We start from the raw sequence: 18823 nt of genomic DNA on the forward strand, positions 1-18823 counted from the left end.
GGCGCCCGTGCCCGCCGCAGCAGCAGCGGGCACGGAACTGGTCAGGACGCCGGAACGAACTCCCCGTAGCCGGCTGCGCGCAGCCCGTCACGCAGCTTCTCCGCGTTGGCGTCCAGGACCTCAGGATCCGGGTTCTGGTCCGCGGATCCGAAGTCGAAGTCGGCCATGCTGCGCGATGGCCAAACGTGCACGTGCAGGTGGTTGATCTCGTAGCCCGCCACGATCAGGCCTGCACGCCGGGCCCCGAAGATATCCACTTGCACGGCCCCGATACGCCGTGCCACTTCCATGACTTTGGCGAGGGTCTCCGGCGGGGCGTCCGTCCAGCGGTCCACTTCCTCGGTGGGAACCACCAGTGTATGGCCGTCGGCGAGCGGGCCCGTGGTCAGGAAGGCCGACACATCGTCCTCGCGCCAAACGAACCGGCCGGGAATCTCGCCCTTCAGGATCTTCGTGAACAGCGTGCTCATGCGTTTGCCTCCTCGGCGGCTGCCTGCAGCGTGCTGGTATCCAGCACGAACCGGTACTTTACGTCTCCAGCGACCATCCGGTCGTAGGCATCATTCAGCTGGCCGGCGGACACCATCTCGATATCGGCCACCACGCCGTGCTCCGCACAGAAATCCAGCATCTCCTGGGTTTCGGCGATGCCGCCGATCAGTGATCCCGCGTAGGCAATCCGGCGGCGGATCAGGGAGCCCGGGTTGACCGGCGGCATGGCTTCCGACGGCAGGCCCAGCTGGAACAAGGCGCCGTCCACGCGCAGCGTACGGAAGAACGGGTTCAGGTCGTGCGGGGCGGCAACGGTGTCGATGATGAGGTCGATGGTGCGGTCCGCGGCAGCCATGGCGGCCTCGTCCCGCGACAGGACCACTTCGTCGGCCCCCAGCTCCAACGCTGCAGCAACCTTGGACTCCGAGGTGGTGAAGACCACCACCTTTGCGCCCATGGCCTTGGCCAGCTTGACCGCCATGTGCCCCAGTCCCCCAAGGCCCACGACGCCCACCACGTCCCCGTCCTCGACCTCGAAGTGCCGCAGCGGCGAGAACGTGGTGACACCGTCACACAGCAGGGGTGCGACGGCGGCCGGGTCCAGTGAGTCGGGTACGTGGAGGACATAGCGCCGATCCACCACGATCGACGAGGAATAGCCGCCCTGGGTGATGGCGCCGCCGTTCCTGCGGTCCTTTGCCCCGTAAGTGCCGGTCATACCCTTTTCGCAGTACTGCTCCAGGCCGTCCAGGCAGCTGTCACACTCGCGGCAGGAGTCAACCATGCAGCCGACGCCCACCCTGTCACCGACGGCGAAGTCGGTGACGTCTGACCCGATCCTCCTGACCGTTCCCACAATTTCGTGGCCTGGCACCAGGGGGTAGGTCTGGCCGCCCCACTCCCCACGGGTGGCGTGCACGTCCGAGTGGCACAGACCGCAAAACTCGATGGCGATTTCGACGTCGTCCGGTTTGGGCGCGCGCCGGGCCACCGTCAGCGGTACCAGCCCGCTGCCTCCGGACACGGCACCGTAGGCCGCGGCGAGCACACCGGCTTCGGCTGCGGCCCCGTCTTCAGGGGTGGGGGCGATTTCAGGGGCCGGGACAATAGGGGTGGCAAGGGGCGGTGGTACGGGGCGTCCTGGTGTCATAGTGCGACGCTACCCCCGCTTCCCGCGGAGTTTCCAGCCGGGCCCCCAACGTCGCCGGCATCAAGCCCGCCACCGCCGGGCTCCGGGCCGACGGCCACCGGCAGTTCAGGGCGGTTGGACCACTCCGAGAAAGAGCCTGGATACAACACGGCCCGGAACCCGGCAAGCTCCAATGCGGCAGCCTCATGGGCTGCCGTAACGCCGGATCCGCAGTAGACCGCCACCGGCGTTCCGTCCCGGACACCCAGGTCTTCAAACCTCCGCCGCAACTGCGTTGCCGGCAGGAACCGCCCATCGGCGTCCACGTTGTCCGTCGTGGGGGCACTGACCGCCCCGGGAATGTGGCCGGCGCGGGGATCCACGGGCTCAACCTCGCCCCGGTACCTCTCCCCTGCCCTCGCGTCGAGCAAAAGTCCGCTGTCCGCCCAGCCTGCGGCAGCACCGGCGTCGGCCACGGGCATGTGTCCGCTGCCCAACTCGACGTCGCCGGGGCCGGGCGCGACGGGGCCGGATTCGAGCGGAAGCCCGGCCGCGCGCCAGGCGGCCAGGCCGCCGTCGAGCAGGCAGACCCCGGCGAGGCCGGCATCACGAAGCATCCACCACAGCCTGGCCGCTGCCATGTTGGCGCTGTCATCGTAGGCGACCACTACGTCGCCGTTACGGATTCCCCATCGCCGTGCCGACTCCTGGAAACGCTCCGGAGATGGCAGCGGGTGCCGCCCGCGGTCCGGAACTGCAGGATCGGAGAGTTCGGTGGCGAGGTCTACAAAGACCGCGCCCGGCAGGTGCTCCGCGAGATAGTGTTCGTGCCCGTGCGGATCGCCCAGCGCCCAGCGCACGTCCAGGAGCACCGTCCGCCGCCCGGCGGCAAGCCTGTCCTCAAGTTCCGCCACGTCGATCAACGGCTTCATTGCACTCCTTACGCCTTGTACTGCCAACGCGTCCCACTCTAGACGGACGGCTCCCAGGCCCCGGGTAGTCTGGATTGGTGACGATTGAGGGCAGCACCGGCAAGGGCAGCGGCGGAACAGACAGGGACTGGGCCGACCAGGCCATCCGCACCATCAAAGGGGAAAACAACCGCTCCGCGGACACCCACCTCTATGCGGTACCGCTGCCGGAGCACTGGGGCATCCAGCTGTATCTCAAGGACGAGTCGACGCACCGTTCCGGCAGCCTTAAGCACCGGCTGGCAAGGTCGCTCTTCCTGTTCGGGCTGGTCAATGGCTGGATCCGGCAGGACACCACCATCGTGGAGGCTTCCAGCGGCAGCACGGCGGTATCGGAAGCGTATTTTGCCCAGCTCCTGGGACTTCCCTTCATAGCCGTCATGGCCCGCACCACCAGCCAGGAAAAAATCGCCCTGATTGAGCAGTTCGGCGGCTCCTGCCTCCTGGTGGAGAACGCATCGGACGTGTATGCCGTGGCAGAAGACGTAGCCGCCACCTGCAACGGGCATTACATGGACCAGTTCACCTACGCGGAGCGGGCCACGGACTGGCGCGGGAACAACAACATTGCCGAATCGATCTTCGGCCAGCTCAGCCAGGAGCCGCACCCCGTGCCGGAGTGGGTGGTGGTGGGCGCGGGCACGGGCGGAACCAGCGCCACCATCGGCCGGTACCTGCGCTACCACTCACATCCAACCAAGCTGCTGGTGGTGGACCCCGAAAACTCCGCGTTCTACCCCGGCTGGCTGGGTGAGGCGGACGGGCAGCCCACCGGCCCGCCCTCGCGGATCGAAGGCATTGGCCGGGCCCGGATGGAGCCCAGCTTCATCCCCACCGTTATCGACCGGATGGTCCGGGTACCGGACGCGGCTTCGGTTGCCGCGATGCGGCACCTGGACTCCTACGCGGGCCTGCATGCGGGCCCGTCGACGGGCACCAACCTTTGGGGCGTCTGGGAAACAGTCGCGCGCCTCCTGTCTGAAGGCCGCCGGGGCAGCGTCGTTTCCTTGATGTGCGACGGCGGCGACCGGTATGCGGGCACGCACTGGAACCAGGAGTGGCTGGCTTCCCAGGGGTTGGATCCGGCGCCCTGCGAAGCGGTAATCGCGCGCTTCCTGGACACCGGGGAATGGACCGGGGCGCCGGCCTAGACTTCCACGGACTCCCGCGGGGCCAGGTGACGGTATTCCGTGCCGTACTTGGCACCGATCCGCTTGACGTGCCCTTCGACGATGCCAAGACCGTTGTCGTTGAGCAGCCCGTCGTGGATCTGGAAGGCGCGCGGCGCGCGCACTCCAATCACGAAGTCAACCACTTCCGCGGACTTGCTCCACGGTGCGTGCAGCGGGACCAGGAGGGTCTGGACCTCGAGGCCGTCGGGGATGACGAACGAGTCCCCCGGGTGGTACACGTTGCCGTCCACCAGGAAGCCGATGTTGGCCACCATGGGAATCTGGGGGTGGATCAGGGCGTGCTGGCCGCCGAAGCTGCGGATGTCGAAGCCTGCAGCCTGGAACGACGATCCAGGTTCCACGGTGTGGATCCTGTCCGCTGCGTCCGGAGCTTCCCCGCGCAGCTGGCCGGCGACGCCCTCGGGAGCATACAGCGCCAGGTCCTTGGCCTTTTCCAGCGCTTCCACCACCGCCTTGGTGTCAAGGTGGTCTGCGTGTTCGTGGGTCACCAGGACGGCCTGGGCCCCCGCCAGTGCCTCGGCGGATTCGGAAAAGGTGCCCGGATCAAGGACCAGGACGCCGCCTTCCTTCTCGAGCCGGACACAGGCATGGGTGTATTTGGTCAGCTTCATAGCGCCAGCCTAGGGTCCGTTCCGGAATGGTGTCCACGCATACGGCCGGCAAATCCGGCTGCCAGACGCCGACTGGTAATCTTGATGTCTGCCCCCCACGGAAGCGAGTTCGTCCATGCCGATCGGCGTCAAGGCTGATTCCGCCGCCCCATCCCCGGCAGGAGGAGGCAAGGAACAGCGCGTTACCAAACAGCGGAAAGCCGTCAGCGCAGCCCTGGACAGCCTCGATGACTTTGTCAGCACCCAGGAGCTTTACCGGATCCTGCAGAACCAGGGCGTCTCCGTTTCACTCGCCACTGCCTACCGGATCCTGCAGTCCCTGGCAGACGAAGGCCTGGTGGACGTGCTGCGCAACGGCGACGGCGAGGCGGTGTACCGGCGCTGCGCCGTGACCGGCCACCACCATCACCTGCTGTGCAGGAACTGCGGGAAGGCAGTGGAGGTGGAAGCACCCGCCGTGGAAACGTGGGCGGTGCGCGTGGCGGCTGAACACGGTTTCACCGAGGTGGACCACACCGTGGAAATTTTCGGCCTCTGTCCCGACTGCACCGCCCTTAGGGCTGCCGGGAAACTGTAAGGACCCGGCCGTTGATCCCCCGGGCGTCGCGTACGGAGCCGACGATGCGGCACACCACATAAATCAGGAACGACAACGTGGTGACGTAGGGGCTGATCGGGATGCGTCCGCCCAGGGCCAGCAGGATGCCGCCCACGGTCGCCGTCACTGCGAACACCACGCTCAGGACGACCACCGGCACCGGTGACGACGTTACCCGCAGCGCTGCTGCTGCCGGCGTAATCAGCAGGGCAAGCACCAGCAGGGCCCCCACAACCTGGATGGACAGGGCCACACTGACGCCCAGCACAATCATGAACACGATCCCCAGCGTTCGGACGGGGACTCCCCTAGCCTCGGCGAGCTCGGGATCCACGCTGGCGAAGTTCAGCGGACGCCATACGGCCACCAGCACAAGCACAACCACGACGGCGGTCCCCGCCAGCGCCTGCAGCTGGACAGTGTCCACGGAGACGATCTGGCCGGTCAGCAGGCCGAATTTGTTTGCGGCACGGCCCTGGTACAGGGATAGGAAGAGGATTCCAAGTCCCAGGCCGAACGGCATGATGACCCCGATGATCGAGTTCTTATCCCTGGCCCGGACCCCCATCAGGCCCAGCAGCAGGGCAGCCGCCACCGATCCAATGAGCGAGCCGAACACCACGTCCGCCCCGACCAGCAGGGCAAAGGCGGCCCCTGCGAAGGAAAGTTCGGAAATGCCGTGGACCGCGAAGGCAAGGTCCCGCTTCATGACGAACGTCCCCACCAGGCCGCCGAGGAGGCCCAGGATGGCGCCTGCCCAGATGGAGTTCTGGACCAGGACCAACAGTTCGCCATAGTTGTCGAAGTTGAAGATGGCACCCAAGATGCTGTCGGCGTCCATCAGGCCACCTCCCCTGCCAGCGAGTCTGCCTCGTGGTGGTGGTGGGTGGTGGCGTCCGGCAGGCCGACCACGACGATCCTGCCGTTGGCATGGATCACCTCCACGTGGCTGCCGTATAGGTCTGAAAGTACTTCCGTGGTCATGACCTCTTCCGGCGCCCCCACCCGGAAACGTCCCCCCGCCAGGTACAGCACCCGGTCCACGTAGTCGATGATCGGATTGATTTCATGGGTCACGAAGACAACGGCACTGTCGTGCTCCCGGCTTTGTTGGTGGATCAGGGCACTGACTGCCTGCTGGTGGTGGAGGTCAAGGGACAGCAACGGTTCGTCGCAGAGCAGCACCTTTGGATCCGTTGCCAGTGCCTGGGCCACCCTGAGCCGCTGCTGTTCTCCGCCGGAGAGCTGGCCCACCGGGACTTTGGCGTAGTCGGAGGCTCCCACGAGTTCCAGCAACTCGTCCACCCTGCGGTTGGTTTTGCGGGCTGACAGCCGGATCCCGAACTTATGGCCGTCCACGCCGAGGGCCACAAGGTCGCGGGCGCGCATGGGGGTATCCGGCGCGAACGACTTCTGCTGGGGAATGTAGCCGATCAGGCTGCTGCCGCGTTCAACCGGGTGGCCGTCCAGCTTTGCCTGTCCGGACTGCAGCTTCTGCAGGCCCAGCAGGACTTTGAGGAAACTTGTCTTGCCGCTGCCGTTGGGACCCAGCACGGCGAAAAACTCTCCGGGCCTGATGTCCAGGTCCAGGTCCTCCCAAAGCGTTCGCTGGCCGAATGCGAGGCCCGCCCCTTTGAGGCTTACGACGGATTTCACCTAGTTTGTCTCCAAAACCTTGCTGATGTTGTTCACATTGTCCGTCATCCACTGCAGGTAGGTCCTGCCTTCAGGCAGGGTCTCGGTGAAGTCGACCACCGGAACACCAGCGGATTCGGCGGCCTTTTTCAGTGCCTCCGTCTGCGGGCCTTCCGTTTGGGCGTTGTAGGCCAGGAGGCGTACGGACTTGGAGCCAACCAGGTCCGTGGCCGCCTTCAGCACCGCGGGAGGAACGTCGCTGCCCTCTTCGATGGCAGCGGTGTATTGCTCAGGCGTGGCGTTCACCAGTCCCGCCTCCTCCAACAGGTACAGGGGGACAGGCTCCGTGACTGCAACGCGGCTGCCCGGCGTGGCCGCCTTCATGGCGTCCACCTTGGACTGAAGCTGTGACAGGGAGGACTTGAAGGAGTCCGCGTTGGCGGTGAAGGAGGCGGCCGAGGCAGGATCCAGCGACGCCAGCTTGCCCGCAATGGCGTCGGCCACGCGCTCCATTGCCGGCAGGCTGTACCAGACATGCTCATTCAGGCCGCCGTGATCGTGTGCATCGTGTCCGGCGGATTCCTCCGCGGGTGTTGCCGACGCGCCGGCCGTGGCGTCCTCCGGGTGGGCAAGGCCGGAAATTTCGACGGCGGTCAGCACGTTTGCACTGTCGATCCTGCTGCTCTCCACAAGGGTATGGATGAAGTCGTCGTAGCCGCCCCCGTTTTCGATGACCAGCTTCGACTTGGACACGGCCAGCCGGTCCTGGGCGTTCGCTTCGTAGGAGTGCGGATCCTGCCCGGCACTGTTGATGATCGAGGTGACCTTGACCCTGTCACCGCCGATGGTCCGTGCAATGTCGCCATATACGTTCGTTGAGGCCACCACATTGATGCCCTGCGCCTCGTCCGGAGCCTGCGACGGCTGGGGGCTGCATGCACTGAGCAGGAGCCCGACGCCTGTCAGGGCGGCAAGGAAGGAGCTGGCAGTGGCTGTACGGCGCACGAAAAACCTCGGTTCACACAGAAAGGGAAGGCGACTCAGCCAAGCCTATACCTAAATGCGAATGATTCCTATTTAGGTTGTGAAACCGGACCCGGCCGCCCCGAAGTGCCCCCCACAGCGGAGGGGCACCACGGGACGTCAGCCCCCGTTCGGCTGTCCCAACCGGCGGATGCCGGTGGCCTGGGTTGCGTCCCGGATTTCGCCGACGAGCTGTTCGATGACGTCCTCCAAAAAGAGGACGCCCCTGGTGTTGCCGTCAGGGCCGATCACCCGCGCCAGGTGGGATCCGGTACGCTGCATGACGGACATCGCCTTTTCGATCTCGTCACCCAGGGCAAGGTTGGCCAGCGACCGGATCCGGCTCTCGCCAATAGGCAGCTCGTAGCCCGACTCCGGAATGGACAGCACGTCCTTGACATGCAAGTAGCCGTACAGCATATCTTCGTCATCCAGCATGGGGAACCGCGAGAAGCCGGTTCTGCTGACGGCCTTCTCAAACTCCACCGGAGTGGTAGAGGCCCCCAGCATGACGAGCTTCTCGAGCGGCACCATGATGTCCTCCGCCGTGTGCTCCGAGAACTCAAGTGCACCGGTGATCAGCCCGGCGTCGTCGTCCACCAGTCCGTGACGGGTGGACTCCTGCACGATCGACTGCACCTCCTCCAGGGTGAAGGAGGATGTGACCTCGTCCTTGGGCTCGATCCGCATCAGCTTCAAAATGTGGTTGGCGGACCAGTTGAGGGCGGAAATCACAGGGTGGACCAGTCGTGAGATGAACAGCAGCGGCGGGGCCAGGAACAGGGCCGCCTTGTCGGCCACGGACACCGAAATGTTCTTGGGCACCATCTCGCCGAACGTCACGTGCAGGAACGTCACCACCATAAGGGCCACAGCGAAGGCCGCCACGTCGGCCACTTCCGCCGGCAGGCCCACGGTCTCGATGGGGACAGCCAGCAGGTGGTGGATCGCCGGCTCGGCCACCAGCAGGATCAGCAGTGAACAGACGGTGATGCCCAGCTGTGCGCAGGCCAGCATCAGGGAGACGTTTTCCATGGCGCGCAGGGTGGTCTGGGCGCGTTTGGATCCGGTGTCAGCCAGAGGCTCGATCTGGCTGCGGCGCGCTGACATGATGGCGAATTCAGCGGCCACGAAAAAGGCGTTGCCCAGCAGGAGGAACCCCAGCCAGAGTATTCCGGCCCAGTCGCTCATGGCTTGCTCCTGTCATTGGCATCCTGCGCAGCCGGTTCCGCCACTGGGTGGAAGCAGATGCGGTCGATCCTGCGGCCGTCCATCCTGGTGACGCTGAGGGTTCCGCCGTTGACGTCTACTGTGTCGCCGACAACGGCAATCCTGCCCAGCTTGCTCATCACGTACCCGCCCACGGTTTCGTAGGCCGCTTCGTCCGGAACGCTCAGGCCCGGGATCTGCTCGGACAGTTCGTCGGGCCGGAGGAGCCCCGGAAAATACCAGTCGCCGGAGGCGCTTTGCAGGAGTCCCGGGCGGACCCTGTCGTGCTCGTCCGCCACTTCCCCCACGATCTCCTCCACCAGGTCCTCCAGGGTGGCGATGCCTGCGGTTCCGCCATACTCGTCCAGCACCACAGCCAACTGCAGGTTTCCTTCCCGCAGTTCGGCCAGCAGCGCATCCAGGTGGATGGTTTCCGGAACGCGCAGCACCTCGGTCATGATGGCGCCGGCTTCGAGGTTTTGGCGGCGTTCCCATGGAACGGCAACCGCCTTCTTGACGTGCACCAGGCCGCGGATGTCGTCGGCGGAGTCACCGATGACGGGGAACCGCGAGTACCCGGTCCGGCGTGCCGCGTCCACCACGTCGGAAACCGGTTGGTCGGCGTCGATCGTCTCCAGCCGGATGCGCGGGGTCATGACGTCCGCCGCTGTCCGTGAGGAGAAATTCAACGTGCGGGCAATGAAGTTGGCCGTCCCGGCGTCGAGCGTTCCCATCGCCGCTGACCTGCGGACCAGCGAGGCAAGCTCCGCGGGTGTCCGCGCGCCCGAAATTTCCTCTTTGGCTTCCAGCCCAAAGATGTGAAGGATCCTGTTGGAGAAACCGTTGAGGACCAGGATGGCCGGCTTGAAGATCGTGGTGAAGACCAGCTGCGGCCCCGCCAGGGCCCGGCCCACGGGGAAGGCCAGCGCGATCGCCATGTTTTTCGGCACCAGTTCACCCAGGAGCATGGACAGCAGCGTCGCCAGGACCATCGCCAGGATGAGCGAGACGGACTGCACCGCCACAGCGGGAAGTCCGACGGCGGCCAGCGGCGCCTCAAGGAGGCGGCCCACGGACGGTTCCATGACGTAACCGGTGAGCAGCGTGGTCAAGGTAATGCCGAGCTGGCAACTGGACAACTGGGTCGATAGGGACTTAAGGCAGGTGAGCAGGGGCACTGCCCCTGTGTCGCCGTCGTCGATTGCGCGCTGGACAGTGGGCTGGTCCAGCGCGATGAGGGAGAATTCGACGGCAACAAAGAACCCGGTGCCGGCGATCAGCAGCAAGCCTGCTGCGAGGAGAAGCCACTCCATTCAGCATCCCGCCTGAGGTGCGAAAGTTGCAGTATGCGTGCTGAATGGGGGTTTGGAGAAGCTGTTTCGTCCCGGCGGAGGATGGTCGGCTGATACCGATGCCTGGTCCGTGCGGGTTGCGGCGAGCTGGGCCGTTGGCTGGTGATGGGCGCGTTGTCGGGGTTTGCCGGCTCTGTGGGCGGACTGCGCGGTGCTTCTCTTCATGCTCCGCTGACAGCGCCCAGGCCGGCACCTAGATTTACTGTCCATAAGAATTTCAGTCTACAGGAGCGGCCTTTGCCGGAGGGGCCGCACAAGGGCGGAAGACCGCCCGTTTCCGGCCCCCGGCAACCGTCGCGGTGATGGCCCGGGGCCTGCCGGCGTAAACGGAATAGCCGGTATATTTCGGGCCCCGTTCGCCACGTCATGATTTGGGTCACCCTTATTGGCAGTTAACACGGAATGCTCACTAGACTTGCAAAGGTCCGGGTTCAGAGGACAGAGACTGGTTCGAACGTAGTGCTGAAGCACCGGGGGGCCAAAGAGAAATCAAACTCATGGAAGAGGCGTATTTCAAGTGCCAGAGCAGCCAAGCCACCGTCTACCAGAGGAATTTGGCGGGAACGAGTGGCTCGTTGACGAACTGTACGAGCAGTACCAACAGGACAAGAACGCGGTGGACGCCAAGTGGTGGCCCCTGTTTGAATCCTTCGACTCGGGCAACGGTTCTTCTTCCAACGGAAATTCCGCGCACACTGCCAACCCTCCCACCAGGGAACTCCCCGTCGTAAAATCGGCTCCCGCCGCGCCGGCACCGTCGCCGGCAGCTGCCCCTGCCGCTCCCCCGGCGGCACCGGCCGCCGCTGCCCCTGCAGCAGCCCCCGCGCCCGTCAAGAAGGCCCCGGCAACCGAGGCCCGCGACGGCGGCAAGAAGACTGAGGCCGGCACCGGCTCGCAGCCCATCCCGGCCCAGCTGCCCAAGAACGTCAAGGCCCCCACCGCACCCGAGGAAGACGTCGTCTCCGTCCTCCGCGGCCCTGCCAAGGCCATCGCCACCAACATGGTCACCAGCCTCCAGGTGCCCACGGCCACCAGCGTGCGCGCCATCCCCGCCAAGTTGCTCATCGACAACCGCGTGGTCATCAACTCCAACCTGGCCCGCGCCCGCGGCGGCAAGGTGTCCTTCACCCACCTCATCGGCTATGCCGTGATCCGGGCGCTTTCCCAGTTCCCGTCGATGAACGTGTACTACGACGAGGTGGACGGCAAGCCCGTCGCCGTCCAGCCGGCACACGTCAACTTCGGCATCGCCATCGACATGCCCAAGCCCGACGGCACCCGCCTGCTCATGGTCCCGAACATCAAGAAGGCCGAGACCCTCAACTTCGCCGAGTTCTGGCACACCTACGAGGACCTCATCAAGCGGGCCCGCAACGGTAAGCTCACCGCCGAGGACCACCAGGGCACCACCGTGTCCCTGACCAACCCCGGCGGCATCGGAACCGTGCACTCGGTACCGCGCCTCTCCAAGGGCCAGGCTGCCATCATCGGCGTCGGCGCCCTCGACTACCCCGCTGAGTTCCAGGGCGCCAGCGAGAAAATCATCGCCCAGAACGCCATCAGCAAGGTCCTCACCCTGACCTCGACCTACGACCACCGCGTCATCCAGGGCGCCGGCAGCGGCGAGTTCCTGAAGCTGGTCCACCAGCTCCTGCTGGGTGCACAGAACTTCTACGACGAGATCTTCGAAGCACTGCGCATCCCCTACGAGCCCGTCCGCTGGAGCCCCGACCTGCAAGTCGACCCCGCGGACGAGATCAACAAGGTGGCCCGGATCCAGCAGCTGATCCACTCCTTCCGCGTGCGCGGGCACCTCATGGCTGACACCGATCCGCTGGAATACGTGCAGCGCAAGCACCCGGACCTTGACGTCCTCACGTACGGCCTGACCCTTTGGGACCTGGACCGCGAATGGCCCACCGGCGGCTTCGGCGGCAAGCCGATGCTCAAGTTCCGCGACATCCTCGGCGTCCTGCGCGATGCCTACTGCCGCACCACCGGCATCGAGTACATGCACATCCAGGAACCTGCCGAGCGCAAGTGGTTCCAGGACCAGCTGGAACACCCCTACTCCAAGCCCAGCCGGGAAGAGCAGCTGCGGATCGTCTCCAAGCTCAACGCTGCCGAGGCATTCGAGACCTTCCTGCAGACCAAGTTCGTGGGCCAGAAGCGCTTCTCCCTTGAGGGCGGCGAATCCCTGATCCCGCTGCTGGACGCGATCATGTCCGATGCCGCCGACGACGGCCTGGACGAGGTTGCCATCGGCATGGCCCACCGTGGCCGCCTCAACGTCCTGACCAACATCGCCGGCAAGACCTACGCACAGGTGTTCCGCGAATTCGAGGGTACCCAGGATCCCCGCTCCGTACAGGGATCCGGCGACGTCAAGTACCACCTGGGCACCGAAGGTACGTTCACCTCGGACAACGGCAAGGAAACCAAGGTATACCTCGCCGCCAACCCGTCGCACCTGGAAGCCGTGGACTCCGTCCTTGAGGGCATCGTCCGGGCCAAGCAGGACCGCCTGGACCAGGGCGAATCGTTCCCCGTCCTGCCCATCATGGTGCACGGTGACGCAGCCTTCGCCGGACAGGGAGTTGTGGCCGAGACCCTCAACCTGTCCCAGCTCCGCGGCTACCGCACCGGTGGCACCATCCACATCGTGGTCAACAACCAGGTGGGCTTCACCACCGCCCCGTCGTCGTCACGTTCGTCCACGTACTCCACCGACGTCGCCAAGATGATCCAGGCGCCGGTCTTCCACGTGAACGGCGACGACCCTGAGGCCGTTGTCCGCATCGGCCAGCTGGCCTACGAGTTCCGGCAGCGCTTCCACAAGGACGTTGTCATCGACATGGTGTGCTACCGCCGCCGGGGCCACAACGAGGGTGACGACCCCTCGATGACCCAGCCGCTGATGTACAACCTGATCGAAGCCAAGCGCTCCGTCCGCAAGCTGTACACCGAATCGCTCATCGGCCGCGGGGACATCACCGAGGAAGAAGCGGAGCAGCTGCTCCGCGACTACCAGGAACGGCTGGAACGGGTCTTCGCCGAGACCCACGCCGCCCAGACCTCTCCGATCCCGATCGTGACCGCGGATTCCGCCGCAGTGTCCGACATCGAACGGCCCAAGGCCCAGCAGTCCGATTCCAACGTCAGCGCGCCGGCCTCCACGGCCATCAGCGCCGAAACGCTGGCCCGGATCGGCAAGGCACACGTGGAGATCCCCGACGGCTTCACGGTCCACCCCAAGCTGAAGCAGCTGCTTGAAAAGCGCGAGCAGATGTCCCGCCAGGGCGGCATCGACTGGGGCTTCGGCGAGATCGCTGCCTTCGGTTCCCTGATCATGGAAGGCGTCCCCGTACGCCTGGCCGGCCAGGACTCCCGCCGCGGTACGTTCGTCCAGCGCCACGCCGTCTTCCACGACCGCGCCAACGGCAAGGAATGGCTGCCCCTGGGCAACCTCTCCGACGACCAGGCCAAGCTGTGGATCTACGACTCCCTGCTGTCCGAATACGCGGCCATGGGCTTCGAGTACGGCTACTCCGTGGAGCGCCCGGATGCCCTGGTCCTCTGGGAGGCCCAGTTCGGCGACTTCGTCAACGGTGCACAGACCATCATTGATGAGTTCATCTCCTCGGCGGAGCAGAAGTGGGGACAGCGCTCCTCGCTGGTCCTGATGCTCCCGCACGGCTACGAAGGCCAGGGCCCGGACCACTCCTCGGCAAGGATCGAGCGCTTCCTGCAGCTGTGCGCGGAGGACAACATGATCGTGGCGAACCCCACCACCGCCGCCTCGCACTTCCACCTGCTGCGCCGCCAGGCGTACAGCCGCCCGCGCAAGCCGCTGATCATCTTCACCCCCAAGCAGCTGCTTCGCCTGAAGGCCGCCGCCTCGTCGGTGGAAGACTTCACCAACGGCACCTTCCGCCCGGTCATCGGCGAGCATGAGCAGCTGCCGGCCACCGCCGTCGAACGCGTGCTCCTGGTCTCCGGCCGCCTGTACTACGATCTCCTGTCCACCCGGCAGAAGACCGGCGACCAGACCACTGCCATCGTCCGCGTGGAGCAGCTGTACCCGCTGCCGCACCAGGAGATCGCAGCGGAACTCGCCAAGTACCCCAACGCCGAAGTGGTGTGGGCACAGGACGAGCCCGCAAACCAGGGACCGTGGCCGTTCGTCGGCCTGCACCTGCCGGAGATCCTTGACCGCCGCGTGCGGCTGGTGTCCCGGCCGGCATCCGCCTCCACGGCTGCCGGTTCCATGAAGCGCCACGCCGCGGAACAGGATGCCCTCCTGAAGCAGGCATTTGAGCGGAAGTAGCAGTAAGGCTGCCCGGCCGGACGTCGAAATACCAGACTCCGGCCGGGCAGTTCTGTTTAATGGACTGACAGCGCCGCCTTCAACCACCGCAGCCGCGGCGGCGGCGGTGGCAGCGGCCGTCCGAAGTAGACCCGTACCGAAGTAAAGAGGAACGCGTGGAAGACAGGAAGCTGCGGATCGCAGCTGTAGGAGATGAATTGCTGGCCGGACTGGGTGATCCCCGGGCGCTTGGCTGGCTGGGCCGCGTGCTGGCCCGCACTCCCCAGGACGGCATGCTGCTGGAAAGCTACGCGCTCCCCTGCCCGCAGGAAGGTACCGAGGGGCTGGCGGCACGCTGGCTGGACGAAGCCGGCCGCCGTTTCAGCGCCCAGGCGGAGAACCGGCTGGTGATCGGCCTGTCAGGACGTGACATCGAGTTTGGCCTGTCCACCGCGCGGAGCAGGCTGAACCTGGCCAACATCCTGGACTCGGCTTCCCAGAACCGCATCGAGGTTTTCGTGGTGGGACCGCCCCCCACGCTCGATCCGGCCCAGAACCGGCGGCTTGACGAGTTGAATACCGCCTTCGCTGATGTCACCACCCGCCGCAAGCACCTTTACGTCGACACCTTCTCACCGCTCCTGAACCACGAACAGTGGCGCCAGGACCTGGCGGCCAACGGTGGTACGCCGGGCCAGGCCGGTTACGGCCTCATGGCCTGGCTGGTGCTGCACCGCGGCTGGTTCCAGTGGCTGGGCCTGGAAGCGCCGCAGTAGCTTCGAGATATATCTTGACCCTGCCCAGGGGCGGCGATAGGTTGTAGTGGCAGCGCGATATATCGCCTTTGGAGGGGACCGTGGCCGAGGAAACCTGGACTGTTGAGAGCCCGCAGACCATTGTCGTAGGGGACGTGGCGTCCCTCAAGCTGGGGATGGTCCGCGGCAGCTTCCACGTCGTGGCGCACACCGAACCCGAGGTCCGGTTGGAGGTGTCGGAGGTCCACGGCGACCCCGTGTCCGTCTCCCTCAGTGGCGGCAGGTTGGAGGTGCGGCACCAGCTGCACGGCGCCCAGGGGTGGTTCAAGAACCTGATGGAGACGGTCAACCACAACAGCGGGAATTCAGCCGTCATCACCATCGCAATTCCCGGCAGCGTCGAGGTCGAAGCGGGAACCGTCAGCGGTGATGGACTGGTTTCCGGTACCTCCGCCCACGTACGCCTCAATACCGTCTCCGGTACGGTCGCCGCAGAGGGCACGTCCGGCGAACTGCAGGTCAACACCGTCAGCGGAAGCGTGGCCGTCCGGGACCACCGCGGCGTACTCACCGCCAAGAGCGTCTCCGGCGAGATTACGGCGTCTGGCCACTTATCCAATGTGCGTACCAACACGGTCAGCGGCCACCTCAGCTTCGACCTGCTCGACTTCACCCGGGACTTCGGCTCGAACTCGGTTTCGGGCGACCTCACCATCCGGCTGCCCCATGACGTAGGTGTGGACATTGTGGCCAAGTCCGCCGGCGGTGCGGTGGTTCTTGACGGCCAGCAGTGCCTCCTGGCCAACGGCAAGGTGGAGACCATTGCCGGGCCGGATGGGCAACTGATGCTGGTGCGGACCAACTCCGTGTCCGGCAAGACCTCCATCTTCCACGCTCCGGCACCGGTTGGCGGCGGCGAACGGGAACGCTGATGCCGCCCGTCTTCGCACATGGAGCGTTGCGCCTCTACCTCCTGGCCCTGCTCGAAAGCGGACCCAAACACGGTTACGAGCTCATCAAGGCGCTCAAGGACCGGTTCGGCGGAACCTATGCGCCCAGCGCCGGAACCATCTATCCACGGCTGGGCAAGCTTGAGGAGGACGGCTTGGTGTCCACCGAGCCGGCCGGGCGGCGCACCAACTACCGCATCACCGCCGCGGGCCTCGCAGAGCTGGACCGGCGCAGGGATGACGTGGCGGGGGTAGAAAACGGCATCGCAGTCTCGATGCAACGGCGTGACGTGGAATTGATGCTGCAGCAGTTCGGTGACGACCTCCGTGCAGAGTTGCGCCGGTACGCCCTGCGCGAGCCGATAGGCCCGGTGACCCTGGAAACTGTCCGTACAGTCCTGGAAGACGCCCGGACAGCCATCCGCAGCACCCTGCGGCACTGAGGCAGGGGCCGAACGCACTGCCGCAGGTCATCCACCGTTTCCCGGTTCGCGGGGCGCCACATCATGTGGGAGACTGGAGGGCAGCTCTTTTGAGTACCAACAGTAAGGAGGCCAGCTATGAGCAAGCGTGCACGCAAGCGTCGTGACCGTAAGCGTGGCGGCGCGAACCACGGGAAGCGCCCCAACACCTAGGCACATGCCAGGAACCACGGTTCAAGCGAAGGACCCCGCAAGCCACTCGGCTTACGGGGTCCTTTGCTGTCTGCGGCCCTGATCCGCACGCCGGCAGCTTATGCCTACGCCTCCACAGGGCGGATCGTGTGGATCCTGTCCAGGATGGCGTTCTTCAGGTTGTCCGGAGCGGACTCCGTGCACGAACGCTTGACCAAGTTGCGGATGACGCACTCGAGGTCATACTGCTGCGTGCACTCCGGGCACTCATCCAGGTGGTTCTTGATCTCGGTCAAGTCCTCACGGGTCAACGCCCCGTCAAGGTATTCGTAGATGCGTTGCATCCGGGTGTCGTCGCAGTCGCCCAATCCCTGGCAGTCGCTCATTTCCTGTTCTCCTGTGCTTTGCTTCCTGCCGCTTCCGACGCATCCGCGGCTGTTTTGAATCCCCGCTCGGCGGCGTATTCCGCGAGCATGTCCCGCAACATTCGCCGGCCGCGGTGCAGCCGGGACATCACCGTGCCGATAGGCGTGTTCATGATGTCTGAAATTTCCTTGTAGGCGAAGCCCTCCACGTCGGCGAAGTAGACCGCCAGGCGGAACTCTTCAGGGATATCCTGCAGGGCCCGCTTCACGTCCGAATCCGGAAGGTGGTCCAACGCCTCAGCCTCGGCGGAACGCAGTCCGCTCGACGTATGCGACTCCGCCCGTGCCAGCTGCCAGTCCTCAATGCTGTCCGAGTTGGACTGCAACGGCTCGCGCTGCCGTTTGCGGTACAGGTTGATGTACGTGTTGGTGAGGATCCGGTACAGCCAGGCCTTCAGGTTGGTTCCCGGCTTGTACTGGTGGAACGCCGAGAACGCCTTGGTGTAGGCCTCCTGGACCAGGTCCTCCGCGTCCGACGGATTCCGTGCCATGCGCATCGCGGCCGAGTACAACTGGTCCACGTACTGCATGGCGTCCCGCTCGAAGCGAAGGCGGCGCTGCTCCATGGTCTCCGTGGAGACGTCCAGGCCGGTGCCGTCATTTGGGTTGGCTTCGGCGGCCCGGGAATCAGGACCTGCCTGGCCGGACGGCAGGGGCGCCGCTCCCGCCTTGCCGTTCACATCGGCGGGGGTAGCCTCATACATGGCCGCGACGGCCGGATCCAAGGTGCTCATTGCCTTCAAGTCTACTGTCCGGCTTTCCGCCCCGGGCATGCCGTACTCCAGCGGCTCCGCGGCAAGCGTATCGACTGCCACCGGCCCCGCCGGTCTGGTTCCGTCCAACACCTTCCCCAAGGCCCAACTCCGCTCTGTATCGGGTGAATGATCGCTTGGGTCCCTGTCACGAACCCGACATCCATAACCGCCCCCCGCAGGCAAATATTCCCCAAAAGTGCAAGACTAGGACCGACTCCGCCGCTTGCCGCGGCTCGTCCATCCAGGAGGAAATTCATGTCCTTTGTCCGCACGCTCGCCCGCCCCATGCTTGCCTCCAGTTTCGTTCTTGCCGGACTGGACAAGCTCAAGAACTCCGACGACACCGCCCAGCAGCTCTCGCCGCTCCTGCGCAAGGCGGCGGCCTCACTCCCCTTCCAGGCGAGCGAGAAGACACTGGCGCGCGTGATCGGCGGAACCCAGGTGGGGGCCGGCGTGCTGTTCGGCCTTGGCAAGTTCTCCAGGCTCTCGGCCGGCCTTCTGACCGTGGTCTCGCTCCTCAACACCTTTGTTGAGTGGCGCAGTGCGGACATCAGCAGCAAGGAAGGGCGCGAAAACCGCCGGAACCAGCTGCTTAAGAACCTCTCGCTGAGCGGCGGGGCGCTGCTGGCTTCCGTGGACACAGCAGGCAAGCCGGGCCTGGCGTGGCGCGCCGAGCACCTGGCCGCCGATGCCCGCAGGAACGCCTCGCACCTCGCCGCCGACGCGCGGCGGACCACCACCAAGAAGCTGGACAAGGCGGACAAAGCCGTACGCCGCGCAGTACACGCCACGGGAGCATAAGCAC

Annotated in this window: 19 protein-coding genes; 8 read left to right on the top strand and 11 right to left on the bottom strand. The window is 65.5% G+C overall.

Going from position 1 to position 18823, the window contains the following annotated elements; translation table 11 throughout:
* Positions 1-41: 41 nt before the first annotated feature.
* The 3 genes from JCQ34_RS11925 to JCQ34_RS11935 are packed head-to-tail and all read right to left on the bottom strand — an operon-like array spanning position 42 to position 2553.
* Entirely contained in the window at positions 42-470 is a 429-nt protein-coding gene (locus tag JCQ34_RS11925) for an HIT family protein (RefSeq protein ID WP_286397809.1), read from the bottom strand.
* Positions 467-1642, bottom strand: coding sequence for an NAD(P)-dependent alcohol dehydrogenase (locus JCQ34_RS11930; RefSeq protein ID WP_286397811.1), 1176 nt, complete (start codon positions 1640-1642; stop codon positions 467-469). Before JCQ34_RS11930 ends, JCQ34_RS11925 begins: the two co-directional genes overlap by 4 nt.
* Positions 1639-2553, bottom strand: a complete 915-nt coding sequence (locus JCQ34_RS11935) for a sulfurtransferase (protein WP_286397813.1) — start codon at positions 2551-2553, stop codon at positions 1639-1641. Before JCQ34_RS11935 ends, JCQ34_RS11930 begins: the two co-directional genes overlap by 4 nt.
* Positions 2554-2630: 77 nt before the next feature.
* On the opposite strand from JCQ34_RS11935, the gene JCQ34_RS11940 reads away from it, so the two are divergent.
* Positions 2631-3743 (top strand): PLP-dependent cysteine synthase family protein, encoded by a 1113-nt coding sequence (locus JCQ34_RS11940; RefSeq protein ID WP_286397815.1) that lies wholly within the window; start codon positions 2631-2633, stop codon positions 3741-3743.
* Here the strand turns inward: JCQ34_RS11940 and JCQ34_RS11945 are convergent.
* Positions 3740-4396 (bottom strand): MBL fold metallo-hydrolase, encoded by a 657-nt coding sequence (locus tag JCQ34_RS11945; RefSeq protein ID WP_286397817.1) that lies wholly within the window; start codon positions 4394-4396, stop codon positions 3740-3742. The genes JCQ34_RS11940 and JCQ34_RS11945 overlap by 4 nt on opposite strands.
* A gap of 115 nt (positions 4397-4511) precedes the next feature.
* Here JCQ34_RS11945 and JCQ34_RS11950 point away from each other — a divergent pair, with 115 nt between their 5' ends.
* Positions 4512-4973 carry a Fur family transcriptional regulator gene (locus tag JCQ34_RS11950; RefSeq protein ID WP_286397818.1) on the top strand — a complete coding sequence of 154 codons (462 nt, stop codon included), beginning with the start codon at positions 4512-4514 and terminating at the stop codon, positions 4971-4973.
* On the opposite strand, the gene JCQ34_RS11955 is transcribed toward JCQ34_RS11950, so the two are convergent.
* The 5 genes from JCQ34_RS11955 to JCQ34_RS11975 all read right to left on the bottom strand — a co-directional run bounded on the left by JCQ34_RS11955 (position 4951) and on the right by JCQ34_RS11975 (position 10174).
* Entirely contained in the window at positions 4951-5835 is an 885-nt protein-coding gene (locus JCQ34_RS11955; protein WP_286397820.1) for a metal ABC transporter permease, read from the bottom strand. The genes JCQ34_RS11950 and JCQ34_RS11955 overlap by 23 nt on opposite strands.
* Positions 5835-6650, bottom strand: coding sequence for a metal ABC transporter ATP-binding protein (locus JCQ34_RS11960; RefSeq protein WP_286397822.1), 816 nt, complete (start codon positions 6648-6650; stop codon positions 5835-5837). Before JCQ34_RS11960 ends, JCQ34_RS11955 begins: the two co-directional genes overlap by 1 nt.
* The gene (locus JCQ34_RS11965; RefSeq protein ID WP_286397824.1) at positions 6651-7634 is read right to left on the bottom strand and encodes a metal ABC transporter solute-binding protein, Zn/Mn family; all 984 of its coding nucleotides are present in this window, start codon (positions 7632-7634) and stop codon (positions 6651-6653) included.
* Between the two features lie 138 nt (positions 7635-7772).
* Positions 7773-8843 (bottom strand): hemolysin family protein, encoded by a 1071-nt coding sequence (locus tag JCQ34_RS11970; protein WP_286397825.1) that lies wholly within the window; start codon positions 8841-8843, stop codon positions 7773-7775.
* Positions 8840-10174 (bottom strand): hemolysin family protein, encoded by a 1335-nt coding sequence (locus tag JCQ34_RS11975; protein ID WP_286397827.1) that lies wholly within the window; start codon positions 10172-10174, stop codon positions 8840-8842. The genes JCQ34_RS11970 and JCQ34_RS11975 overlap by 4 nt, the downstream gene beginning before the upstream one ends.
* A 556-nt stretch (positions 10175-10730) precedes the next feature.
* On the opposite strand from JCQ34_RS11975, the gene JCQ34_RS11980 reads away from it, so the two are divergent.
* The 5 genes from JCQ34_RS11980 to JCQ34_RS21115 all read left to right on the top strand — a co-directional run bounded on the left by JCQ34_RS11980 (position 10731) and on the right by JCQ34_RS21115 (position 16859).
* Entirely contained in the window at positions 10731-14540 is a 3810-nt protein-coding gene (locus JCQ34_RS11980; protein ID WP_286397829.1) for a multifunctional oxoglutarate decarboxylase/oxoglutarate dehydrogenase thiamine pyrophosphate-binding subunit/dihydrolipoyllysine-residue succinyltransferase subunit, read from the top strand.
* Between the two features lie 155 nt (positions 14541-14695).
* Positions 14696-15295, top strand: a complete 600-nt coding sequence (locus JCQ34_RS11985; protein WP_236798827.1) for a GDSL-type esterase/lipase family protein — start codon at positions 14696-14698, stop codon at positions 15293-15295.
* Positions 15296-15375: 80 nt separating this feature from the next.
* On the top strand, positions 15376-16206 hold the full coding sequence (locus JCQ34_RS11990) for a DUF4097 family beta strand repeat-containing protein (RefSeq protein WP_286397831.1): 831 nt from the start codon (positions 15376-15378) through the stop codon (positions 16204-16206).
* Positions 16206-16667, top strand: a complete 462-nt coding sequence (locus JCQ34_RS11995) for a PadR family transcriptional regulator (protein ID WP_286397833.1) — start codon at positions 16206-16208, stop codon at positions 16665-16667. Before JCQ34_RS11990 ends, JCQ34_RS11995 begins: the two co-directional genes overlap by 1 nt.
* A 117-nt stretch (positions 16668-16784) precedes the next feature.
* Positions 16785-16859 carry a 50S ribosomal protein bL37 gene (locus JCQ34_RS21115; protein ID WP_369299106.1) on the top strand — a complete coding sequence of 25 codons (75 nt, stop codon included), beginning with the start codon at positions 16785-16787 and terminating at the stop codon, positions 16857-16859.
* A gap of 104 nt (positions 16860-16963) precedes the next feature.
* Here JCQ34_RS21115 and rsrA read toward each other — a convergent pair whose 3' ends face one another.
* Together rsrA and JCQ34_RS12005 are read right to left on the bottom strand one after the other, a co-directional pair.
* A complete protein-coding gene (gene rsrA / locus JCQ34_RS12000) occupies positions 16964-17224 on the bottom strand; it encodes a mycothiol system anti-sigma-R factor (protein WP_142133391.1) in 261 nt (86 codons plus the stop codon).
* On the bottom strand, positions 17221-17997 hold the full coding sequence (locus JCQ34_RS12005) for a sigma-70 family RNA polymerase sigma factor (RefSeq protein WP_286397836.1): 777 nt from the start codon (positions 17995-17997) through the stop codon (positions 17221-17223). The genes rsrA and JCQ34_RS12005 overlap by 4 nt, the downstream gene beginning before the upstream one ends.
* A 276-nt stretch (positions 17998-18273) precedes the next feature.
* Here JCQ34_RS12005 and JCQ34_RS12010 point away from each other — a divergent pair, with 276 nt between their 5' ends.
* Positions 18274-18819, top strand: coding sequence for a DoxX family protein (locus JCQ34_RS12010; protein ID WP_286397838.1), 546 nt, complete (start codon positions 18274-18276; stop codon positions 18817-18819).
* Positions 18820-18823: the final 4 nt, after the last annotated feature.

Origin of the sequence: Pseudarthrobacter defluvii (assembly GCF_030323865.1) — a bacterium.
GTDB classification, from domain to species: domain Bacteria; phylum Actinomycetota; class Actinomycetes; order Actinomycetales; family Micrococcaceae; genus Arthrobacter; species Arthrobacter sedimenti.

Bases quoted from the DNA above. Each gene is read 5' to 3' on its own strand.
- JCQ34_RS11925 (WP_286397809.1), bottom strand. From the start codon at position 470: ATGAGCACGCTGTTCACGAAGATCCTGAAGGGCGAGATTCCCGGCCGG.
- JCQ34_RS11930 (WP_286397811.1), bottom strand. From the start codon at position 1,642: ATGACACCAGGACGCCCCGTACCACCGCCCCTTGCCACCCCTATTGTC.
- JCQ34_RS11935 (WP_286397813.1), bottom strand. From the start codon at position 2,553: ATGAAGCCGTTGATCGACGTGGCGGAACTTGAGGACAGGCTTGCCGCC.
- JCQ34_RS11945 (WP_286397817.1), bottom strand. From the start codon at position 4,396: ATGAAGCTGACCAAATACACCCATGCCTGTGTCCGGCTCGAGAAGGAA.
- JCQ34_RS11950 (WP_286397818.1), top strand. From the start codon at position 4,512: ATGCCGATCGGCGTCAAGGCTGATTCCGCCGCCCCATCCCCGGCAGGA.
- JCQ34_RS11955 (WP_286397820.1), bottom strand. From the start codon at position 5,835: ATGGACGCCGACAGCATCTTGGGTGCCATCTTCAACTTCGACAACTAT.
- JCQ34_RS11970 (WP_286397825.1), bottom strand. From the start codon at position 8,843: ATGAGCGACTGGGCCGGAATACTCTGGCTGGGGTTCCTCCTGCTGGGC.
- JCQ34_RS11975 (WP_286397827.1), bottom strand. From the start codon at position 10,174: ATGGAGTGGCTTCTCCTCGCAGCAGGCTTGCTGCTGATCGCCGGCACC.
- JCQ34_RS11995 (WP_286397833.1), top strand. From the start codon at position 16,206: ATGCCGCCCGTCTTCGCACATGGAGCGTTGCGCCTCTACCTCCTGGCC.
- rsrA (WP_142133391.1), bottom strand. From the start codon at position 17,224: ATGAGCGACTGCCAGGGATTGGGCGACTGCGACGACACCCGGATGCAA.
- JCQ34_RS12005 (WP_286397836.1), bottom strand. From the start codon at position 17,997: ATGAGCACCTTGGATCCGGCCGTCGCGGCCATGTATGAGGCTACCCCC.
- JCQ34_RS12010 (WP_286397838.1), top strand. From the start codon at position 18,274: ATGTCCTTTGTCCGCACGCTCGCCCGCCCCATGCTTGCCTCCAGTTTC.